This window comes from Nonomuraea phyllanthi (assembly GCF_006334985.2).
Classification (GTDB): Bacteria; Actinomycetota; Actinomycetes; order Streptosporangiales; family Streptosporangiaceae; genus Nonomuraea; species Nonomuraea phyllanthi.
This window is the reverse complement of sequence record NZ_VDLX02000007.1, coordinates 166,521-183,561: the sequence shown is the minus strand read 5'-3', so window position 1 is coordinate 183,561 and position 17,041 is coordinate 166,521. Positions and strand designations below refer to the sequence as shown.

The window sequence follows — 17,041 nt, the reverse complement described above, 5'->3', positions numbered from 1 at the left end:
TGTGCTAGCATAACTAACACGGGCGTGTTATTACGGCTCCTTGGCCTCCGGAAGGGACGGGCATGTCGATCGCGACGATCGGGGCGGTGTTCGGCCTGGCCCTGCTCGACACGCTGAGTCCCACCGTGATCGGGGTGAGCCTCTACCTGCTGCTGGCCAGGCCCCGCCGGATGGGCGGGCTGCTCGGCGTCTACCTCGGGTCGGTCGCGGTCGCGTACTTCGCCCTGGGCGTGCTGCTCATGCTCGGCCTGGGCGCTCTCGTGCCCGCCGTCGACGACACCGTGTGGGCCTGGGCGCAGGCCGCCTTCGGCCTGGCGCTCATCGTGGGCAGCTACTTCATCCCCGACAAGGATCCCGAGCGCGCGTCCGTCGAGGCGCGGTCCTTCACCGTGCGCGCGATGCTGCTGCTGGGGCTGGGGACGTGGCTGTTCGAGTTCGCCACCGCCGTTCCGTACTTCGCCGCGATCGGCATCATGACCTCGGCCGGCCTGTCCGCCATCCAGTGGGCGCCGCTCCTCGGCGGCTACGTGACGATCATGGTGCTGCCCGGCCTCCTGCTCCTCGCCGCCTGGGCCGCGCTGGGCGAGCGGACGCGCGAGCGGTTCGAGCGATGGCGGGCCAGGTTCTCCTCCGGGTCGCGCGGCGCGCTGCGGTGGATCGTCGGGATCGCCGGAGTGCTGATCCTCCTGGACGCGGCGCCGGACCAGATCACGATCACACTGGGTGGGGGTTGATCGCGCGGCGGGAGGCGTCGAGGTCGTCGGTGAGGGGACGGTCGGGGCCGGGGCCCCGGAGCGCGCGGCCGGCGGCGGCGTGCTCGCAGGCCAGGACGATCTCCAGCGGCTCCAGGCAGCGCAGGGTGTGGCGGGCGGCCTGGGTGGCGAAGCCCGCGTGGTCCTCCGTCCCCAGCGAGATCACCGCCGTGCCCGTCGTCACCGGGCCGGCGAGGTGGCGGAGCTCGGCCAGGGCGTCCTGGGCCACGTACTCGAGGATCAGCGCCCCCGAGGCGCCCGGCCGGTCGGCGAGGAACGGGTGGTGGCCGGTGTAGGCGGGGTCCATGAGGGTGGCCAGGCGGGCGGCGCTGAGCTGGGCCGTCTGCACGAGCGCGGCCCGCAGCGCGTCGAGCGCCAGCGCCACGGGGGCCGAGTGGAAGTTGCCGTTGTGCCAGGCCAGGGAGCCGGAGATGAGGGGGTTCTCGGCGGCGGCGTTGAGGTCGGTCTCGACGGCCGCGGCCGCCCGGTCGAGCACGTCCATGGCGGCGCCGTGCACCTGGGCGAAGGCGCGGTAGGCGTACGGGTCCTGCACGCGGGTCGCCAGTTCGTGGGTGAGCAGGCCGCGCAGGCGCGCCGCCACGGCGGCCTGACCGGGGTGCGGCCGGGCCTCCTGCACGGCGGCGGCCAGCGGCTCGGCGGAGGCGTCCACGGCGGCGAACGACAGGGCGGCGGCGTCCACGGCCGCCTCCAGGAGCAGGCGCACGCGGTGGCAGGCGATGGCGGCGTCGGCCAGCGTGGCGGCACCGGAGCTGATGAACGGCAGGGAGTCGCCGGAGGTGAGGGGATGGCGGGGGCCCGCCCCCGCGGGGAGTGGGTGGTCGTGGCGCCAGGGGAGCTCGCCCAGCAGGCACAGCGCGGTGGTGGCGAGGGCGGTGAGGTCGCCGGTGCCGATGGCGCCGTACGTGCGGACCGGCGGGGTGAAGCCGCCGTTGATCGCCTCGGCCAGCACCGGCAGCACGGCCGGGTCGACGCCGGAGCCGCCCGCCAGGAGCTGGTTGAGCCGGACCACGAGCATGGCCCGGGCGCGGGCGGGAGGGACGAGCGGGCCGGCGCCGCACGCGTGGCTGCGGAGCAGGTCGAGCCCCGGCTCCTTGACGACGACGCCGCGGTTGGCGCCGACGCCGGTGCTGCGGCCGTACACGGGGCCTTTCAGCTCCTGGGCGGTGGCCCAGGCGGCCCGGGCCCGATCGAGGGAGGCGATCGTGACCCGGACCCCGCCGTACGCGGCCTCGTGGACCTGCGCGCAGGTCAGGCCGGCACCGTCGAGCTCCATGGAGGGTTCAGTCGCCGTCGGGGATGACCAGGCCCAGCAGCCAGCTCACGACGCTGACGATGATCGCGCCCCAGAAGGCGGCCGGGTAGAAGTTGTCGACGTGGAAGGGGATGTCCACCTGGCCCGCGATCCAGCTGGTCAGCAGCAGCATGGCCGCGTTGATGACGAGGAGGAACAGGCCGAGGGTCAAGACGATGATCGCGCACCCGAGCGCCTTGACGATCGGCTTGACGATCGCGTTCACGAGGCCGAAGATCAGCGCCACGATCAGCAGGACGCCCCAGTACTTGGCCGAGTTGGTGGCGGTGCCGACCTCGATGCCGGGCACGAGCTGGACGGCGACCCAGAGGGCCACCGCCGCCGCAATGGTTCTGATGATGAATCTCACGCTGCTTGATCCTCCCACTTGGTCTCGGCACTTCGATAGTGGCGCAGGCTCCCCGATTGTGCGCGGCTACCGGGCGTAGTCACCGGTTATCGGCGGCCCAACTCGGGCAGAGGGCGTCGGGGGAGGGAGCGAGATGGACGCGAACGGGCTCGAGTCGTTGCCGGCCGACGAGTTGCACGATCGTGCGGTGCGCTACGCCGTACGCCACGGAGACCTGGCGTTTCTCTGGGACCTGCTGAAGATCATCCCGGCCGCCGAGGCCGCGAGCGGTCACGACACGGCTACCGCCAACGACCTCAGCAGGGTCTCGGCGCTGCTCAGCGACGCCATCGCCTCCGGCGAGGGGCGGCTGGGCGAGGCGCTGCGCCCGATCTACATCGAGTATCTGCGCAAGCACCCCGACGCCTGACCCGGGGGCTCAGCCGGCCAGGCGGGCGTCCGCGCCGCTGTAGGCGGCGAAGCCGGGCGTGGTGACCTCCTGCCCGTCGCGGGTGACGATCATCGTCTGGTACGGCCCGGCCGCCGCCAGGTCGGCCGCGTAGCGCCTGGCCAGGATGGGGCCCATGGCGTAGATGGCGGTGGCGTACGCGTCGGCCACGCCGAGGTCGGGGCCCAGCACGGTGACGGAGCCCAGGCCCTCCTCGACCTTCCCCGTGCGCGGGTTGACGACGGGCGAGCCGCCCGAGGTGGCGATGCCGAGATCGTGGGCGAAGACGACCTTGCGCACGATGTCCCTGCGCGGGTCGCGCACGCCGATACGCCAGCGCTTGCCGGGGGCGGCCGAGCCGCGGACCCGGATGTCGCCGCCCGCGCTGATGCGGTGGTCACCGGCGCCGGCGTTGACCAGGGCGCGCGAGAGCCGCTCCAGGGCCCAGCCCTTGATGTAGCCGGACGGGTCGACGACCCCGTCCATGCGGGTCTCGAAGTAGCCGCCGGTGGCCTCGCTGAGCTCGTCGCAGCGGTGGAGGACCTCGACGAGTTCGGGGACCTGCCTGAGCGTCAGGCCGCGGTTGAGCCGGGAGATCTGGCTGTCCTCCCTGGCGGGGCTGAAGGTGTCGGCCACCCATCTCAGCCAGGCGAACGCGTTGTCCAGCAGGGGCACCATCTCGCGTGCCGGGAGGGCGGTGCGGATGTCAACGCTGACGGGCAGGCCCATGACCATCTCAGTACGGGCGCTTCCGGGGAAAGTCGTCACCTTTGCCTCCTTGTCCGCAGCCACCGTCGCACATGGCGCGTAATGCGAGGTTAAACCCTTTGCTGGGATTTGAAATGGATCTGTGATCTTGGCACCGCGAGGCGTGACAACGCCCCGCTGACGTACCGCTTGAACGGCCTCGGACCGGCCACCACCACCTCGCGCTCGGCGATGTCGGGGATCTCCCGGCCGAGCCCGGAGGCGCTCAGGCGCTCCTTGGCGCGCGGATCGTGCTCGGCTCCCTCGACCAGGATGACACCGTGGCGGGCGGCCAGGTCGCGCAGCTCGTCGGTGGCGCGCTCGGTCCGGTAGACGGCCACGGTGTCGCCCGCGCCCTCCAGGCGGGCCCGCAGGGCGGACGGGTCGAGACCCGTGGCGATCAGCAGGCTCGGCCTGGGCGCGCCGGCGACGTGGTGGCTCTGGATCGCCATGACGGCCGCCATCGCGTACAGGATGAGCGAGCCGGCGCGGCTGAGCCCGGTCACGTACGCCGTGGAGCTGAACTGATGGGCCACCAGCAGCGCGCCGGCCAGATAGCCGCCGAGCCGCAGCCGCTGCCTGGCCTCCTCGGTGCGGAGGTAGTCGGCGGCCTTGACGGTGAGGAAGCCGAGCGCGACGAGCAGCGCCGCCGCGGCGTACGCGGTGGGCCGCCACGGGTAGCCGAAACCGGGCTGGATCGCGCCGAACTCGGCTACCGCGACACCGCACCAGAAGAGGACGGGACCGTGGTTCGCATTCGCCTCGCTAGCCATGCCTTCACCATGCTGAATGAACATTAAAGGTTTCTGAGTAGGGTCTGAGACATGGCTAACGTGCGTGTCGAGCGAACAGAGGACGGCGGATTCCGGGCCACCAACGCCCGCGGCGCCGAGGTGAGGATAGGCGGCGCCGAGGACGGGGTGTTCACCCCCGTCGAGTTGCTGCTGGCCGCCGTGGGCGGGTGCAACATCGTGACCGTCGAGCCGCTGACCGCCAAGCGCGGTCACCGCTTGGTGCGCCTGGCGATGACGGTGCAGGCGGAGAAGGTGGAGCCGAGCAAGCTCGGTCCGGTGACCGTGACGTACGACGTGGAGCTGCCCTCGGAGGACGCCGGGGAGGTGTTCAGGGCGGTCGCGGAGCGGGTTCACGAGAAGTACTGCACGGTGAGCAGATCGTTGCAGGAAGGAACAGAGGTTCGGCTGGAGGTTCCGGAGTCGGATTAAACAGATATTCGACCCCGTTATGACGCGACCGTTGCATTCGTCTCGGTAGCGTTGTAGCAGGTCAAGAGACCAGCGAACCTTCACCGAAGCGGACGCGGAGGGGGACCGCGGTTCGCCAGTGCGGGACCGCCGGTGTTTTTGGGGGAAGACACCGGCCTGGACCGCCGCCGATCGGGCCGGGCAGCTTTGGGGGAACTGCCCGGCCCGATCTATGCGTATCCTCCGGTTTCGTGAAGAAAGTTCTCATTGACTGCGACCCCGGCATCGATGACGCGCTCGCCCTGGCGCTGGCCGCCGGATCCCCCTCCCTCGACATCGTGGGCGTGACCACGGTGGGCGGCAACGTCGATCTCCCCCTGACCACGGCCAATGCGCTGGCGCTGCGCGAGTTCCTGGAGCTGGGCGACGTGCCCGTGACGCCCGGCAGCGCCGGGGCCCTGATGCGCGAGACCGTGCGCGCCACCCGCGTGCACGGCACGACAGGGCTCGGCGACGTGGTCCTGCCCGCGCCGGTCCTCGGCCCCGCCGACGGGCACGCGGTCGACTTCATCGTGGACGCGCTGAAGTCCGCCCCGGGCGAGATCACGCTGGTCGCCGTCGGCCCCCTGACCAACATCGCCCTCGCCGTACGCCGCGAACCGCGCGTCGTCGAGTGGGCCCGCGAGCTGGTCATCATGGGCGGCTCCTACACGCGCGGCAACCACAACCCGGCGGCCGAGTTCAACATGCTGGCCGACCCCGAGGCGGCCGCCATCGTGTTCGGCGCCGGGTGGACGGTGCGGATGCTCGGCCTGGACGTGACGCTGACCGCCACGATCACCTCCGGCGTGCTGGACCGCATGCGGCCCCTCGGCCGGCTGGCCGACCTGCTGGTGCCGGCCGCGCAGTTCTACGGGGTGGTGACGGCCGAGGGCGGGCCGGCCATCCACGACGCGTGCGCGGTGGCGTACGTGCTCGATCCCGCCCTGTTCACCTGCGTGCCGGCCGTGGTGAACGTGGAGACCGCCGGGCAGTTCACGCGGGGCATGACGGTGACGGACTTCCGGGTGGACCCGGCGGAGGCGAACGCGCTGGTGGCCACGGCGATGGACGTCAAGGGGTTCTGGGACCTGGTGCTGGGAGCGTACGAACGGCTGGCCCAGCGGCTCGGATGATGGTGTGCGGGCAGTGCTCGGCGGCTGATACAGTTACCTCTGTTGCGCCGCTAGCTCAGTTGGTCAGAGCAGCTGACTCTTAATCAGCGGGTCCGGGGTTCGAGTCCCTGGCGGCGCACCTCGATGAGCAGGGCGTCCACCGGTCACGGTGGGCGCCCTGTGGCGTTCCCGCCTCCCCTGACTTCTCCTGACAGCGGTCGGCGGGCGCCCCTAGGATCGCTCGCATGACTGCCTCTCGTGTTGACTGCTTGCAGCGGATCATCGCCTTCCGGCTCAGCCGAGGGGAAACGCTCACCCTTCCCGCCCCCGGCGGGGTCACCATCACGATCGACCGGTTCACCACCCTGCCCGATCCCGTGCCCGGTGATCTGGCCCCCGAGGTCGCCGCGATGCTCGGTCACATCGAGACGGCCCGTGGCCACACCTTCCGCCCTCCGACGGAGTTCGAGGTGCGGCAGCTGGCGCACGGCACGTGCCCGCAGTGCACGAGCACCTGCGGCGCGTACGTCGACGGGCAGTGGGCCAAGTGCCGCCGCTGCCACGGGCAGGGGACCGTGATCCTGCTCTGACCGCGATCCACCTCCACCTGTGATCCCGCTCCAGGAGCCCGCATGCCGACCATGGTCTGCCCGAAGTGCAACGGGACGTGCGGCCGGCACAAGACGATCACGTTGAAGAAGAAGGACGGCACGGAGGAGCAGCGGCGGGTGTGGGAGGCATGCCGGCGCTGCAGCGGCCAGGGCACCGTGCGGAGCGACTGATCCCGGGTCAGTCGTCGGTGCCGGGGCGCAGCAGGCCCGACTCGTAGGCGGCGGCCACGGCGGCGGCGCGGTCCTTCACGTCGAGCTTGGCGAAGACGTGCAGCAGGTGCGTCTTCACGGTGGCCTCGGTGATGAACAGCTTCCTGGCGACCTCACGGTTGGTGGCGCCCCGGGAGATGAGCGAGAGGACCTCCAGCTCGCGGCGGCTGAGGCGCTGCGGGCGCGGGGCGCGGATGCGCTGCGTCAGCAGGCCCGCCACGGACGGCGACAGCACGGTCTCGCCGCGGGCCGCCGCCCGCACGGCCCGGCGCAGCTCCACGCGCGGGGTGTCCTTGAGCAGGTAGCCGGTCGCGCCCTCCTCGATGGCGGGCAGCACGTCGGCGTCGTTGTCGAACGTGGTCAGCACCAGCACGCGGACGCCGGGCGCCTGCTCGCGCAGCCGCCGGATGAGCTCGGCGCCGGCCATCCTCGGCATGCGCAGGTCGGTCAGCACGACGTCGGGCCTGGTGCGCCCGACCACGGCCAGCGCCTCCAGCCCGTCGCCCGCCTCCCCGACCACCTCGAACTCGTCGTCGGTGAAGATCCCGCGCAGCCCGTCGCGCACGATCGGATGGTCGTCCACGATGATCAGCCGGATCGGCATGGCTCACTCCGCGCTTCCCGGGCGGTCGCCGGACGGCTCGGCGACGGTGTTGACGGTGTCGACGGCATCGAGGGTGTCGGCGGGGATGGCGGGCACGGTGGCGGAGATGCCGGCGCCCTCGCCGGGGGCCGACTCGATCTGGAAGTCGCCGGCCAGCCTGGTCACGCGCTGGCGCATGGACAGCAGGCCGAAACCGCCCGCCTCGGAGCCGGGCGCGGGCGCGAGGCCGGGTGGCGCGGGCACGAACCCGGCTCCGTCGTCACGTACGTCCAGCACCACGACATCCTCCATGTACGACAGGGTCAGGGCAACCCGCCCGGCCCCGGCGTGCTTGGCGACGTTGGCCAGCGCCTCCTGCGCCACCCGCAGCAGCGTGATCTCCACCTCCGCGTGCAGCGGCCCGGCCTCGCCCGTGACCTCCACCGAGCAGGGGACGCCGGCGGCCTCCGACCACTTGGCGGCGACCTCCTGGAGGGCGGCCGGCAGCTGCGACTCGGCCAGCGGCGCCGGGCGCAGGGCGCGTACGGACCTGCGGGCCTCCTTGAGGCTGTCCCTGGCCAGGGTGCGCACGGTGTCGAGCCTGGCGCGGGCGGCGGTGACGTCGTCGAGCGCCTCGTCGGCTGCCTCGACCTGGGTGACGATGGCAGCCAGCCCCTGCGCGATCGTGTCGTGGATCTCCCTGGCCATCCGCTGCCGCTCCCCGAGCACCCCCGCCTCGCGGGCCCGGCTCAGCAGCTGGGCCTGCAGGTTCGCGTTCTCTTCGGCGAGCGCGGCCAGCTTCGCGCCGCTCTCCTGGAGCTGGGCGATCATCACCTTGCGGCCCTCGTTCTGGTCGGAGATGGTCTGGACGACCAGGCCGATCGCGGACGCGATCAGCGCCGCGACCAGGAAGGAGAAGAGCATCTGGCCCGCGGAGCGCCCCGGGTCGGGCCGCATGGAGACCAGCACCCCGGCGGTCGCGGCCACCCCCGCGTAGGCCCACCAGCGGGGCAGCAGCGCGAACGCCTGGATGAACGCCGCCGGCCCGGCCACCGTGAAGAGCGAGTCGATGCTGACCAGCGCCCCCAGGGCGGCCAGCAGGACCACGAAGTACGCGAGCGCCACCACGGGGCGCCGGGTCCACTCCGGATGGGCGCTGACCATGAACCAGTGCCAGGCCACCGCGAACAGCGACAGCGCGAACGTGTCCGCCCGCCAGCCCTGCAGCAGGGACGCGCCGGCCGGGAGCACGATGAACAGGTAGGGCAGGACGGGCGCGACCCGGTCCCAGCGCGAGGAGCCGGGACCGGCGGCGCCCGCCACCGGTCCCGGCCCCTCGCGGCCGGTCCTGCTCACCACCGGAAGGCCTTCACGGCCAGGCCGCCGGCGACCAGCGTGATCGCGACCAGGACGAGCAGCGACACCGGGGAGACCGCGTGGCCCTCCCAGCCGCCGCGGATCGCCTGGACGGCCGGGGCCATGGGCATCAGGTCGCCGAGCGCCCGCATCCCCTGACCCATGGTCTCGCGCGGGATCACCGCGCCCGAGATGAAGACCATCGGGAAGAACAGGCTCAGCCCGAACACCGTCGCGGTGCGGCCGGAGGGCACGACGGCCCCGAGCAGCAGGCCGATGGCGCTGAGGCTCAGCGCGGCCAGCAGCCAGGCCAGGACCACGACGCCCGGCTGGGCGGGGGCCGACAGGTCGTACGCGACCAGGCCCAGTGCGACCAGCAGCACGGTGCCGAGCACGGCCAGCAGCATGTGGGCGGCCCACTGGGCGCCGAACAGCATGCCGGGGGCGGCGGGGGTGGCGCGCATCCGCTTGAGCACCCGGCGCTCCCGGTAGCCCGCCATGGTGGCCGGCAGGACGACCAGGGCGGCCAGGCCGATGACGAAGACGCTCAGCATCGGCACCGTGGCGTCCACCGCCGGCAGCCCGCCGGGGAGGGGCTTGCCGCTGCGCAGCTTGACCCAGAGCATGATCAGGGGGAAGGCCAGGGCGAAGAACGCCGACATCGGATCCCGTACGACGAGCTTGAGTTCGACCGCGATGACCTGGGTGATGCCCTTCATGCCGCCTGCCCTCCCGTGAGCGCGAAGTACGCGTCCTCCAGCGAATCGGTGTGCGCCTGGGCGATCAGCTCGCCCGGCGTGCCGTGCGTGACGACCCGGCCGTGGTCGACGATCGCGATGCGGTCGCACAGCGCCTCGGCCTCGTCCATGAAGTGGGTGACCAGCACGACCGTCACGCCGCGGTCGCGGATGTCGCGGATCAGGCTCCACGTCATGCGGCGGGCGGAGGGGTCGAGCCCGGTGGTCAGCTCGTCGAGGAAGACCACTTCCGGGTTGCCGACCAGGGCCAGGGCGATGAACAGGCGCTGCTTCCAGCCGCCCGACAGGCTGGAGTAGCTGATGCGCCGCCGCTCCGCGAGCCCCCACTCCTCCATGAGCGCCCGCCAGTCGGCCGGCGCGTCGTAGAAGGACGCGTACAGCTTCAGCGCCTCGCCCACCTTGATCGCGTCCGGCAGCGCCGCCTCCTGTAACTGGACGCCGATGCGGGGGAGCAGCCTGCGCCGGTCGGCCCGCGGGTCGAGGCCGAGCACGCGCAGGACGCCGCCGTCGCGCTCGCGCAGGCCGGAGGCGCACTCCACGGTGGTGGTCTTGCCGGCGCCGTTGGGGCCGGCGATCCCGAAGATCTCGCCCCGCTCGACCGTGAGCGACACGCCGTTCAGGACCTGGTTGCCTCGGTAGCTCTTCGTCATGCCGTCGATCTCGATGACTGTCATGTATCGAGAGTCATGCATGCCCGAGTCCACCGGCATCCCCCGAACGGTTGATGGGCCGTCAACCGCCGCGGGTCAGGTGTAGTAGCCCTTGACCGGGAGGCTGGCCTCGTCGTACAGGGCCGGGCCTTCGGCGGGAGGGGCCACGAAGGCGCTGCCCGGCGGCTTGAGGCCGTCGAGCTGCGCCCCGGACAGCGCGTAGACGACGCGCCCCAGCCCCGAGCGGGCGATCGCCTCCGCGCACATCCCGCACGGCTGGCAGCTCGTGTACATCGTGGTCGCGGCGGCCGTGGCCGGGTCGAGCTCGCGGGCCGCCCAGCGGGCGAGCTTCAGCTCGGGATGCGCGGTGATGTCGCGGTCGGTGAGCGTGCTGTTGCGCTCCTCGGCCAGGACCGTGCCGTCCTGGGCCGCCAGCAGCGAGCCGAACGGCGGGTTGCCGCCGGCGCGGGCCTGCGCGGCCAGCTCGATGGCGCGGCGCAGAAGTCTCTCTTCGTCGCGGGTCACGCTCACTCCTCCGATGTGCGGATGGTCCCCTATGGGTTTCCCCCCGGAGGCGCGTCAGGACTCCTGGAGGCGGCGGATCATGGCCTGCTTGGCCGCCGCGAACTCCTCGCCGGTCAGCACGCCAGACCGGTGCAGCTCCCCGAGCTCGGCCAGGCGGCGCAGCACCGCGTCGTGCACGTCGTCGGAGGCGGGCGGCGCGGGCGGCAGCTCGGGCTCCCGGGGCAGCCGGGCCAGCACCGCCGCGGCGACCAGGGCGGTGGCGCCGCCGAAGCGCTGGATGCCCCACGACACGCAGCGACGGTCCTTCTGCGGCGGCGGCGCGGGCCCGTCGCCCTTGACGCGGAAGCGCAGCGTGCCGTAGCCGAGGCCCGACTGCGGCTTCCACTCCACCCCGGCCACCTCGGACAGCGGGAACTCCTGCGGCCCCGCCCGCTCCTTGTCGGAATTGGCGAACCCCGTCCACTCCAGGCGCACCCGCTCACCGTCGAAGTGCGCCGTGCCGTCTCCGGCCGTGGCCGAGATGGGCACGGACGGGCCGGGCAGGAGGTAGCCGTCGCACGGGGTGCTCGGCGTCTGCGAGATGAGCAGCGTGTCGCGGACCTCGTCGGCGAAGTACTCGGCCGCGCCCGCGCGGTTCTTCGGGACGGCCAGCCGGTACGGGTCGGCGGGCGGCCCCAGCGACCCGGCCACCGCGTCGGACAGCGGATCGGCCCCTTCGCGCAGGCGCAGCCGGACGTGGCCGCCCTTGCGCGACCGCTCGAACGCCACGCTCGCGATCGCCTCCAGCGGCACGATCACCTCGCCCAGCGTCCTGCGCAGCTCGTGCACGTCCTTGTCGCCGCCCGGGACGATGCGCAGGAGCTCGCCGTCGAACGTCCACGAACCGTCAGGAACGGCGATCTCGGTCATGCCGCCAGCTTAGGTCCTTTTCACTCGCCGATCCTGGCCACGCGGTTGCGAACCCCCTCGAAGTGGGCGTGCACGGCGGCGACGGCGGCGGCCCGGTCGCCGGCCAGCACGGCGGTGGAGATGTCGCGGTGGCGCCTGACCACGTCGCCCGGCGGCTCGTCGGGCGCCCCCAGCTCGTCGCGGAGCTGGTAGTAGACGTCCCAGAACGCGCCGAGGAGCTGGCTCACCAGGGGGTTGCCGAGCGGCCGGTAGAGGAGGTCGTGGAAGAGGCGGTCGGTCTCGGGGGAGACGGGGCCGGCCTGCGCCTCGGCCTCCATCCTGGCGATGACGTCGGCGACCGGCGCCGGGTCGGCCTCCGGCCCCAGCTCGATGAGGCGCTCCACGAGGCCGCACTCCAGGATCTCGCGGATCTCGACGAGGTGCGCCAGGTGGCTCTTGCCGTCCTGCAGGGTGATGCGGCTGTGGAAGGCCAGCTCGTCCACCAGGCCCGCCAGCGACATCCGGCCCACGAACATCCCGAAACCGTGGCGGATGTCCACGATGCCGACCGCCTGCAGGGCCTTGAGCGCCTCCCTGATCGAGTTGCGGCTGACCCGCAGCTCCTCCATGAGCTCCGACTCCGTGGGCAGCGGGTCGCCCGCCACCAGCCCGCGCCGGACGATCAGGTCCTTGACGCCCTCCTGGGCCTCGGCGGCACGGCTGGGCCGCGCCGGGCGCGGGACTGTGGCCATGAGAAGTCCTTTCGTCGCAGGCAACATTCCAGAATTCTTCAGTTGACCCCAATCCCTGACAGCACCTACCGTCCATCGTACGCTAGACATGGGACGTAGGATGTCCCATGTTCTACAACCAGGAGCGTGCATGAGGTTGAAAGGCGTCATTCCCCCGGTCTGCACCCCGTTGACCCCTGACGGCGAGGTGGATGCCACCTCGCTCGTCCGGCTGGTCGACCACCTGCTGGGAGGAGGCGTCGACGGGCTGTTCGTGCTCGGCTCGACCTCCGAGGTGGCGTACCTGACGGACGCGCAGCGGCGGGTGGTGCTCGACACCGTGACCGGCCACGTGGGCGGGCAGGTGCCGGTGCTGGCGGGGGTGATCGACATGACGACGCCGCGCGTGCTGGAACACGTGCGGGTCGCCGTCGAGGCCGGGGTGTCGGGGGTGGTGGCGACCGCGCCGTTCTACACCCGTACGCATCCGGACGAGATCCGCCGCCACTTCCGGACCGTCGCCGCGCGCGGCGGGCTGCCCGTCTACGCCTATGACCTGCCGGTCTCCGTGCACACCAAGCTCGGCGCCGACCTGCTCCTCGGGCTCGCGGCCGAAGGGGCGCTGGCCGGCGTGAAGGACTCCAGCGGCGACGACGGCGGGCTGCGCGCGGTCATCCTGGGCCGCGAGGCGCCGTTCAGCGTGCTCACCGGCTCGGAGGTGACCGTCGACTCGGCGCTGTGGATGGGCGCCGACGGCGTGGTCCCCGGGCTCGGCAACGTGGACCCGGAGGGGTACGCCGAGCTCTACCGCTGCGCCGTCCGAGGCGACTGGGAGGCGGCCAGGGCACAGCAGGAGCGCCTGGTCAGGCTGTTCGAGATCGTCCGCGTGGGCGGCACCCGCATGGGCGGCAGCTCGTCCGGCCTCGGAGCCTTCAAGGCCGCACTCCACCTGCGCGGCGTCATCGACTGCTCGATCACGGCGCTCCCGCAGATCCCGCTCAACGACGACGAGGTCGGGCGGATCGGCAAGCTGCTGGCCGCCGCCGGGCTGCTCTGAGCTAGGCGGTCCCGGCGAGCTGGGCCACGTCCTCCGCACCGTCCTCGATCAACTTCGAGGCCAGGTTCGACAGCGCCCGCCCGGCGGCCAGCTCGTCCCCGATGCCGGGGATCGGCCGGTCGCTGGGATTGCGCCGGGCGTGGGCCACGCTCTCGTGCCGTTTGCCGTCAGCCGTGAACAGCACCGCCGTGGCCGTGGTCACGGCGTCGTCATCGTCCTCACTGATCCATATCTGGACGTTCCACTGCTTGTAATCCATGGAGGACCACCTCCCTACCTTCGAGGGTCTCTCCTCACGACCCCGGACGTCCAGCGGGGGTCACCTGCTCGCCGGCCGCCGAGGGGTCACCTGCTCACGCCGTCGCCGGAGTGCCGCAGCAGGCCCAGGTCGGAGCGGCGCGGCAGGCTCTCCCAGTCGCCCTGGGAGGTCACCGCGAACGCCCCCGCCGCGCACGCCGTGCTGAGGCGTTCCGCGGGGTCCGCCCCGGCCAGCCAGTCGGCCAGCCAGCCGGCCGCGAACGCGTCACCGGCCCCCACGGAGTCGACCTCCGTCACCCGGTACGGCTCCGACCGCAGCAACACCCCGTCGGACAGCTCCATCGCGCCCCGGGCGCCCAGCTTGATCAGCACGTGCCGCGGGCCGAGCTCCGCCAGCGCGCTGGCCAGCTTCTCGGCGCCCTCCACGTCGGCGATCAGCCGGCCCTCCTCCTCCGTCGCGAACAGCACGTCCACGTCCGCCGCCATGTCCCGCAGCCACGCGCCCGCCTCCTCCGGCGTCCACAGCGCCCTGCGGTAGTTGACGTCCAGCGAGACCAGCACCCCGGCGCCCCGGGCCACGGCGACGGCATGCCGTACGGCCTCGCGGGCCTCCTCCGACAGCGCGGGCGTGATCGCGGAGACGTGCAGCACCCTGGCGGACCTGATGAGCTCCGGGTCGAGGTCGGCGGCGCACAGGCGGGAGCCCGCGCTGCCCTTGCGGTAGTAGCGCACGTCGATGAGGTCGGCCGTGCGCCGGCCCTTGATCATCAGCCCGGTCGGCGCGTCCGGGTCGGGGATGGCCCGCGCGTCCACGCCCTCGCCCGCCAGCGTGGCACGGATGAGGTCGCCGAACTCGTCGGCCCCCACCCTGCCGACCCAGACCACGCGGTGGCCCAGCCGGGCGACGCCGATCGCGACGTTCGACTCTGCGCCGCCCAGGCCCAGGTCGAAGTCGCGGGCGAAGCGCAGGGGGCCGGTGCGGCGGGCGGCGAAGAGCGCCATGGTCTCACCGAAGGTCACCAGTTCGTGCATGGATGAAGCCTAGTGTCACGGTCTGGAGGGACCGTCGGAGAGCGCCCCTTCGCGTCGTCGCCTTGCGTCCAGGAACTCCAGCAGCCGAACAGGCACGATCGTACGAAACTCGAACGCTCATAACGAAAGCCAATAGGATCGAGACCTCGTCCGTGAAGGAGTCGCCGTGTCCGTCGAGCAGCGCCACAGGCTCATCCTCCGGCAGGTCCGCGACCGGGGCTCAGCGCGCGTGGCCGACCTGGCCGAGGCGCTGGGCGTCTCGGCCGTCACCCTGCGCAGGGACGTCGAGCAGCTGGCCACCCGCGGCCTGCTCACCAGGGTGCACGGCGGCGTCACGCTCCCGCGCGACCCCGCCGCCCCCGTCCCGCCCGCCTCGGGCCTGACCATCGGCATGCTGGTCCCCACGGCCCACTACTACTATCCGGCCGTGATCAAGGGCGCCCAGGAGCGGGCGGCCGGCGCGGGGGCGCGCCTGGTGCTGGGCATCTCCCGGTACGACGAGGCGGAGGACCGCGCGCAGGTGCGCCGGCTCGTCGAGGGCGGGGCCGACGGCCTGCTGCTCACGCCGAGCAGGCAGCTCGGCGACTCCCACGAGGAGTGGCTGGCGGGGCTGCGCGTCCCGGCGGTGCTCGTGGAGCGCAGGGCCGACCTGGCGAGCCCGGCGTCCATGGCCGACGCGGTCGCCTCCGACCACGCCCACGGCGCCTACCTCGCCGTACGCCACCTCGCCGAACTCGGCCACCGCAGGCTCGCGCTCGTGGCCTCCCCCAGCCCGACCACGCCCAGGGTCCGGGTGGGGCTGGTGGCGGCCGCCTCCTCGTCGGCCGTGACGGTCGCCGAGGAGATCGTCATCGACCGGGGGCGGACGGACGAGCTCGTGTCCGGCGTGCTGCGGCTGGTCCGCGACGAGGGCGTGACGGGGCTGCTCGTGCACAACGACGAGGACGCGCTGTCGCTGGTGGGGCAGCTGAGCGCGGAGGGCGTCGACATCCCGGGCGAGGTGTCGCTGGTGGCGTACGACGACGAGGTGGCCGCGTTCTGCTCGCCCTCGCTCACGGCCGTGGCGCCGCCCAAGGAGGAGGTGGGGCGCTGCGCGGTGGACCTGCTGATCACCCGCCTCACCCGCGGCTCCACCGCACCCGGCCGGCACCTGGCGCTGCTGCCCGAGCTGAGAGCCCGCGAGTCCACCGCGCCACCCTCGCCGTGATCCGGCCGGCGCGCGGCGTCCCTGCCCGGGGCGGGGCCGCGGGTTCTTCCTCGCCGCCGTGTCGCCCGTCCGGCGTTCCGGTCCGGTGAGTTCCGCCTGCGTGCTTCGGCGTGCGGCTTGCCGCTGGGGGCCTCCGAGTCGTGCATGACCCTTTCGTTATGATCGATTCGATCGAATTGACTGCGGGGGAGCCACATGACCAAGCCACGGCCGAAGACCCTGCTCGCCATGGGGCGGGCGGTGGCGAAGCGGCTCGTCACCGACGACGTACGCGAACGGCTGGTCGCCGTCGCCGACATCGACCCCGACCTGGTGATCGACGACTTCGCCGGCCCGGCCGTGGCCGAGGCGCTGGCCGGGGCGGAGGTGCTCTACACGAGCTGGTGGTGCCCGCCCATCACCCACGACGTGCTGGACAAGGCGCCCGGACTGCGCGCGGTCGTGCACGCGGCCGGTTCCGTGAAGCACCACATCACCGAGGCGTGCTGGCAGCGCGGCATCCTCGTCTCCTCGGCCGCGGCGGCCAACGCCGAACCGGTCGCCGAGTACACGCTGGCCTCCATCCTCTTCGCGAACAAGCGGGTGCTCGACATCGCCCGCCTCTACCGCGAGCACCGGGCGCCCCTGGAGCTGGACGTGCGCTTCCCCGGGTTCGGGAACTACCGGCGTACGGTGGGCATCGTCGGCGCGTCGAGGATCGGCCGGCGGGTGATCGAGTTGCTGCGGCCGTTCGAGCTGGACGTCCTCGTCGCGGACCCGTACCTGACGGATGACCTGGGGGTGCCGCACGTCGAGCTGGACGAGCTGTTCGAGCGGTGCGACGTGATCAGCCTGCACGCGCCGTCGCTCCCCGAGACCAGGCACCTCGTGGACGCGGGCCGCCTCGCGCGCATGCGTGACGGCGCGACGCTGATCAACACGGCGCGTGGCGCGCTCGTCGACCAGGACGCGCTCATCGCCGAGCTGGCACGGGGGCGGCTGTACGCGGTGATCGACGTGACGGAGCCCGACCTGCTGCCCGCCGACTCGCCCCTCTACGACCTGCCGAACGTCCTGCTCACCCCGCACATCGCCGGATCGCTCGGTGGCGAGCTGCCGCGCATCGCCCACCTGGCCGTCGACGAGCTCGCCAGGTACGCGCAGGGTGTGCCGTTCCTGCACGGGGTCGAGGCGGAGGAACTGGCCAGGAGCGCCTGACTCGGCGAGGTGCC

General features: G+C 72.5%; 22 protein-coding genes and 1 tRNA gene. 10 read left to right on the top strand and 13 right to left on the bottom strand.

Features of this window, described 5'->3' with window-relative positions; genetic code table 11:
- Positions 1–62: 62 nt before the first annotated feature.
- Positions 63–734: a GAP family protein gene (locus FH608_RS20260; protein ID WP_139632116.1), complete on the top strand. Its 672-nt coding sequence runs from the start codon at positions 63–65 to the stop codon at positions 732–734.
- Here FH608_RS20260 and FH608_RS20255 read toward each other — a convergent pair.
- Positions 715–2,046, bottom strand: coding sequence for an aromatic amino acid lyase (locus FH608_RS20255; RefSeq protein ID WP_139632115.1), 1,332 nt, complete (start codon positions 2,044–2,046; stop codon positions 715–717). The genes FH608_RS20260 and FH608_RS20255 overlap by 20 nt on opposite strands.
- A 7-nt stretch (positions 2,047–2,053) precedes the next feature.
- Complete coding sequence (locus FH608_RS20250; RefSeq protein WP_139632114.1) at positions 2,054–2,434, bottom strand: phage holin family protein; 381 nt, start codon at positions 2,432–2,434, stop codon at positions 2,054–2,056.
- A gap of 133 nt (positions 2,435–2,567) precedes the next feature.
- Between FH608_RS20250 and FH608_RS20245 the strand changes: the two genes are divergently transcribed.
- Complete coding sequence (locus FH608_RS20245) at positions 2,568–2,843, top strand: hypothetical protein (protein WP_139632113.1); 276 nt, start codon at positions 2,568–2,570, stop codon at positions 2,841–2,843.
- 9 nt (positions 2,844–2,852) lie between these two features.
- Here FH608_RS20245 and FH608_RS20240 read toward each other — a convergent pair whose 3' ends face one another.
- Positions 2,853–3,629 carry an FAD:protein FMN transferase gene (locus FH608_RS20240; protein WP_139632112.1) on the bottom strand — a complete coding sequence of 259 codons (777 nt, stop codon included), beginning with the start codon at positions 3,627–3,629 and terminating at the stop codon, positions 2,853–2,855.
- Positions 3,630–3,679: 50 nt separating this feature from the next.
- Complete coding sequence (locus FH608_RS20235) at positions 3,680–4,381, bottom strand: ferredoxin reductase domain-containing protein (RefSeq protein WP_139632111.1); 702 nt, start codon at positions 4,379–4,381, stop codon at positions 3,680–3,682.
- A 51-nt stretch (positions 4,382–4,432) separates the two neighbouring features.
- Here FH608_RS20235 and FH608_RS20230 point away from each other — a divergent pair, with 51 nt between their 5' ends.
- The 5 genes from FH608_RS20230 (at position 4,433) to FH608_RS51580 (ending at position 6,746) form a co-directional block, all read left to right on the top strand.
- A complete protein-coding gene (locus FH608_RS20230; protein ID WP_139632110.1) occupies positions 4,433–4,831 on the top strand; it encodes an OsmC family protein in 399 nt (132 codons plus the stop codon).
- Between the two features lie 230 nt (positions 4,832–5,061).
- A complete protein-coding gene (locus FH608_RS20225; protein ID WP_139632109.1) occupies positions 5,062–5,985 on the top strand; it encodes a nucleoside hydrolase in 924 nt (307 codons plus the stop codon).
- A 44-nt stretch (positions 5,986–6,029) separates the two neighbouring features.
- Positions 6,030–6,103: transfer RNA gene (locus FH608_RS20220), tRNA-Lys, on the top strand.
- 106 nt (positions 6,104–6,209) lie between these two features.
- Entirely contained in the window at positions 6,210–6,554 is a 345-nt protein-coding gene (locus FH608_RS20215) for a hypothetical protein (RefSeq protein WP_139632108.1), read from the top strand.
- 42 nt (positions 6,555–6,596) lie between these two features.
- Complete coding sequence (locus FH608_RS51580) at positions 6,597–6,746, top strand: hypothetical protein (protein WP_153264721.1); 150 nt, start codon at positions 6,597–6,599, stop codon at positions 6,744–6,746.
- 7 nt (positions 6,747–6,753) lie between these two features.
- On the opposite strand, the gene FH608_RS20210 is transcribed toward FH608_RS51580, so the two are convergent.
- The 7 genes from FH608_RS20210 to FH608_RS20180 all read right to left on the bottom strand — a co-directional run bounded on the left by FH608_RS20210 (position 6,754) and on the right by FH608_RS20180 (position 12,297).
- Positions 6,754–7,389, bottom strand: coding sequence for a response regulator (locus FH608_RS20210; RefSeq protein WP_139632107.1), 636 nt, complete (start codon positions 7,387–7,389; stop codon positions 6,754–6,756).
- A gap of 3 nt (positions 7,390–7,392) precedes the next feature.
- Positions 7,393–8,724 (bottom strand): sensor histidine kinase, encoded by a 1,332-nt coding sequence (locus tag FH608_RS20205; RefSeq protein WP_152315446.1) that lies wholly within the window; start codon positions 8,722–8,724, stop codon positions 7,393–7,395.
- Positions 8,721–9,443, bottom strand: coding sequence for an ABC transporter permease (locus FH608_RS20200; RefSeq protein WP_139632105.1), 723 nt, complete (start codon positions 9,441–9,443; stop codon positions 8,721–8,723). Before FH608_RS20200 ends, FH608_RS20205 begins: the two co-directional genes overlap by 4 nt.
- Positions 9,440–10,156: an ABC transporter ATP-binding protein gene (locus FH608_RS20195; protein WP_139632104.1), complete on the bottom strand. Its 717-nt coding sequence runs from the start codon at positions 10,154–10,156 to the stop codon at positions 9,440–9,442. The genes FH608_RS20200 and FH608_RS20195 overlap by 4 nt, the downstream gene beginning before the upstream one ends.
- A gap of 72 nt (positions 10,157–10,228) precedes the next feature.
- On the bottom strand, positions 10,229–10,657 hold the full coding sequence (locus FH608_RS20190; protein WP_139632103.1) for a nucleoside deaminase: 429 nt from the start codon (positions 10,655–10,657) through the stop codon (positions 10,229–10,231).
- A 54-nt stretch (positions 10,658–10,711) separates the two neighbouring features.
- On the bottom strand, positions 10,712–11,566 hold the full coding sequence (locus tag FH608_RS20185; RefSeq protein ID WP_139632102.1) for a DUF4429 domain-containing protein: 855 nt from the start codon (positions 11,564–11,566) through the stop codon (positions 10,712–10,714).
- Positions 11,567–11,586: 20 nt separating this feature from the next.
- Positions 11,587–12,297 (bottom strand): FadR/GntR family transcriptional regulator, encoded by a 711-nt coding sequence (locus FH608_RS20180; RefSeq protein WP_139632101.1) that lies wholly within the window; start codon positions 12,295–12,297, stop codon positions 11,587–11,589.
- 130 nt (positions 12,298–12,427) lie between these two features.
- On the opposite strand from FH608_RS20180, the gene FH608_RS20175 reads away from it, so the two are divergent.
- Entirely contained in the window at positions 12,428–13,333 is a 906-nt protein-coding gene (locus FH608_RS20175) for a dihydrodipicolinate synthase family protein (protein WP_139632100.1), read from the top strand.
- A gap of 1 nt (position 13,334) precedes the next feature.
- On the opposite strand, the gene FH608_RS20170 is transcribed toward FH608_RS20175, so the two are convergent.
- Positions 13,335–13,592 carry a DUF1876 domain-containing protein gene (locus FH608_RS20170; RefSeq protein WP_139632099.1) on the bottom strand — a complete coding sequence of 86 codons (258 nt, stop codon included), beginning with the start codon at positions 13,590–13,592 and terminating at the stop codon, positions 13,335–13,337.
- 86 nt (positions 13,593–13,678) lie between these two features.
- Positions 13,679–14,623 (bottom strand): sugar kinase, encoded by a 945-nt coding sequence (locus FH608_RS20165; RefSeq protein ID WP_139632098.1) that lies wholly within the window; start codon positions 14,621–14,623, stop codon positions 13,679–13,681.
- Positions 14,624–14,789: 166 nt separating this feature from the next.
- On the opposite strand from FH608_RS20165, the gene FH608_RS20160 reads away from it, so the two are divergent.
- Both FH608_RS20160 and FH608_RS20155 read left to right on the top strand, forming a co-directional pair.
- Entirely contained in the window at positions 14,790–15,830 is a 1,041-nt protein-coding gene (locus FH608_RS20160) for a substrate-binding domain-containing protein (RefSeq protein ID WP_139632097.1), read from the top strand.
- 195 nt (positions 15,831–16,025) lie between these two features.
- The gene (locus FH608_RS20155; protein ID WP_139632096.1) at positions 16,026–17,027 is read left to right on the top strand and encodes a hydroxyacid dehydrogenase; all 1,002 of its coding nucleotides are present in this window, start codon (positions 16,026–16,028) and stop codon (positions 17,025–17,027) included.
- The last annotated feature ends 14 nt before the right edge of the window (positions 17,028–17,041 follow it).

Coding starts and splice junctions, on each gene's coding strand:
- FH608_RS20260 (WP_139632116.1), top strand. CDS start 63: ATGTCGATCGCGACGATCGGGGCGGTGTTCGGCCTGGCCCTGCTCGAC.
- FH608_RS20255 (WP_139632115.1), bottom strand. CDS start 2,046: ATGGAGCTCGACGGTGCCGGCCTGACCTGCGCGCAGGTCCACGAGGCC.
- FH608_RS20245 (WP_139632113.1), top strand. CDS start 2,568: ATGGACGCGAACGGGCTCGAGTCGTTGCCGGCCGACGAGTTGCACGAT.
- FH608_RS20235 (WP_139632111.1), bottom strand. CDS start 4,381: ATGGCTAGCGAGGCGAATGCGAACCACGGTCCCGTCCTCTTCTGGTGC.
- FH608_RS20230 (WP_139632110.1), top strand. CDS start 4,433: ATGGCTAACGTGCGTGTCGAGCGAACAGAGGACGGCGGATTCCGGGCC.
- FH608_RS20215 (WP_139632108.1), top strand. CDS start 6,210: ATGACTGCCTCTCGTGTTGACTGCTTGCAGCGGATCATCGCCTTCCGG.
- FH608_RS51580 (WP_153264721.1), top strand. CDS start 6,597: ATGCCGACCATGGTCTGCCCGAAGTGCAACGGGACGTGCGGCCGGCAC.
- FH608_RS20210 (WP_139632107.1), bottom strand. CDS start 7,389: ATGCCGATCCGGCTGATCATCGTGGACGACCATCCGATCGTGCGCGAC.
- FH608_RS20200 (WP_139632105.1), bottom strand. CDS start 9,443: ATGAAGGGCATCACCCAGGTCATCGCGGTCGAACTCAAGCTCGTCGTA.
- FH608_RS20195 (WP_139632104.1), bottom strand. CDS start 10,156: ATGACAGTCATCGAGATCGACGGCATGACGAAGAGCTACCGAGGCAAC.
- FH608_RS20185 (WP_139632102.1), bottom strand. CDS start 11,566: ATGACCGAGATCGCCGTTCCTGACGGTTCGTGGACGTTCGACGGCGAG.
- FH608_RS20180 (WP_139632101.1), bottom strand. CDS start 12,297: ATGGCCACAGTCCCGCGCCCGGCGCGGCCCAGCCGTGCCGCCGAGGCC.
- FH608_RS20175 (WP_139632100.1), top strand. CDS start 12,428: ATGAGGTTGAAAGGCGTCATTCCCCCGGTCTGCACCCCGTTGACCCCT.
- FH608_RS20170 (WP_139632099.1), bottom strand. CDS start 13,592: ATGGATTACAAGCAGTGGAACGTCCAGATATGGATCAGTGAGGACGAT.
- FH608_RS20165 (WP_139632098.1), bottom strand. CDS start 14,623: ATGCACGAACTGGTGACCTTCGGTGAGACCATGGCGCTCTTCGCCGCC.
- FH608_RS20155 (WP_139632096.1), top strand. CDS start 16,026: ATGACCAAGCCACGGCCGAAGACCCTGCTCGCCATGGGGCGGGCGGTG.